The sequence below is a fragment of the Zooshikella harenae genome (assembly GCF_018837975.1).
GTDB lineage: Bacteria > Pseudomonadota > Gammaproteobacteria > Pseudomonadales > Zooshikellaceae > Zooshikella > Zooshikella harenae.
Genome location: NZ_JAGSOY010000232.1, coordinates 1 through 1,554, shown reverse-complemented (window position 1 = coordinate 1,554; position 1,554 = coordinate 1). Strand labels below are relative to the sequence as shown.

At 34.7% G+C, this 1,554-nt stretch carries 1 protein-coding gene; it reads left to right on the top strand.

The genetic code is table 11. The features are described from left to right. A partial coding sequence (locus KCG35_RS25195) for a hypothetical protein (protein WP_215822605.1) occupies positions 1–1,554 on the top strand: 1,554 nt, incomplete at both ends.

Sequence of the window (1,554 nt, the reverse complement as noted above, 5' to 3'; positions counted from 1 at the left end):
TTGGGTGGTACCTTATGAAGATATTGCAGAGCTTGGACGACAGTTGTATTACCTGTCAACGGGTAATGATAAAGATTTTGAGCCTGCATTACTTCTTACAAGTGCTCTGGGAACAATTTCAGTTTTGCCTACTCCTTGGACGAAACCATTTAAATTGGTATCTAAGGGATTAAATAAGCTATTTAGAAAAATTAATCCAAAATCGCCATTTATACGTGCTCTTGCTGGAACGATTGGAAAAATTGCAAAGCGTTGCTGGGATAAGCGCAGTATAGATGATATTGAAAATGCTGTAGCATTTATGAGCTTCCTTGCAGAAGCTATAGTATTAATAGATGAATACTCAGAAGAGTTTAATGCATTTGTAACGACAATCCAGAATAGTGACCACTTAATTGCTTGGATTGATTTAATGGCTATGTTTACTGAGGATTCACTAAATCTGCCTCTAAGCAGTACAGACTATAATGATGCTTTGCGTTTAGAGCACAGTCCGTGGTACGCAAAAGCAGTCGAATCAATAATCCCAACAGTCTATGCTAAACCTAGTGTGAAAGGATTAAAAGTCCCAGTCAAAAGGCTGCTTAAAAGATTTAAGATATTTGAAGAACTAAAAAAAGATTTAAAGTTGAAAGATAATGATATTGGCGATTTATTTGTGCAGATACGTGACTTTTTGAAAAAGAAAGATAAAGTCTCTGCTGAAAGAAAACTTGAGCTGCGAAGAGTATTTCTTAAACCTCAGTTTTGGCGGGCAACACTTTTAATGAAGTCAAAAGTAGGTATTGGCCATATGATGAATTTATTAAAGGGGTTTCATGGGCAAAGAATATCGACATATCATATGATTGGCATAATAGCCTTTATTCAGTATAAAATTTTTAAAAGCGATCAAATAGATGAAAAGAATGAAAAATTGTTGTGGGATCTTTATACAGTAATTGCTAGTTCATATAACTATAATTATGTTGAGCGTGTAGGGGTAGACCCCAAAAAACATAAACTAACTAAAGGAGATTTACAACGAGATGTACCTGCATCGCAATTTCATCTGGCTGTTATTGCGAGTTATTTGGCAGCAAACTTTGATCTGGTTGCTATAGAGAAACAATATAAACAGCGTGTTCATGCAAAAGGAAATATAGTAGTAGATCTGGATAGGCAGGTAGATATTGTTGTTAAAAACAAAGGGCAGGAAATTGAAAAGTGGGTTGAGGTAAAGTCAAAACAAAAAAGCTGTTCGTCGTTTGATTTGACGTGGAATTTTAAGTATTCGGCGTTGAAAAACGAGCTCATTGAAATCAAAAATAAAGATGGTAAGGGAAAAAATAAAATTAAAAAGAAAGGTGAACAATGTAATAACACTGGTGGAAACACACTCAGGCAGCTTACCCTGGATAGGTCGTATGCTGGTTTATCTGGAATAAAAGATAAAATTAAATGGGTTGTGCAAGATTTTAAATATCAACGATTAGCAAAAGATAAGAAAAAAGCAAAAAAAGGAGAAAAGGAAACTGTATATGGAATTGATAAAGACTATTTGCCTGAGGCGAT